This window comes from Pantoea sp. SIMBA_079, assembly GCF_046940275.1.
In the GTDB taxonomy this organism is placed as follows: domain Bacteria; phylum Pseudomonadota; class Gammaproteobacteria; order Enterobacterales; family Enterobacteriaceae; genus Pantoea; species Pantoea borealis.
Window position 1 is genome coordinate 1 of sequence record NZ_JAWRYR010000072.1, and the last position, 378, is coordinate 378.

Sequence of the window (378 nt, forward strand, 5' to 3'; positions counted from 1 at the left end):
CGGGCCCGATCAACCGTGGCGTGGAAATCGAGTCGGCGGTTGCCGACGGCAAGCACTCGGTGATCCTCAACCAGGTCACCTACGGTATCGCCGTGCGCATGGCCGTGCTGTCCATGGCCATGAGCGGGCAGAACGCGCAACGTCAATTCGACCAGGAGAACGCCCAGTGACCATCAGTATTCTCGGCGCCCGGGTCATCGACCCCAACAGCGGCCTGGACCAGGTCACCGACCTGCACCTGGACGGCGGCCGCATTGCCGCCATCGGTGCCGCACCGGCCGGTTTCAGCGCCAGCCGCACGATCCAGGCTGATGGCCTGGTCGCTGCGCCCGGCCTGGTCGACCTGGGCGTGTCCCTGCGCGAGCCGGGTTACAGCCG

The 378-nt window shown here is 68.0% G+C and carries 2 pseudogenes; both read left to right on the forward strand.

Annotation, left to right across the window (positions count from 1 at the left end):
* Positions 1–170: pseudogene (gene pyrB / locus SB719_RS19140) on the forward strand (aspartate carbamoyltransferase catalytic subunit); the annotation flags it as partial.
* Positions 167–378 (forward strand): annotated as a pseudogene (locus SB719_RS19145) (hypothetical protein); the annotation flags it as partial. The pseudogenes pyrB and SB719_RS19145, both read left to right, overlap by 4 nt.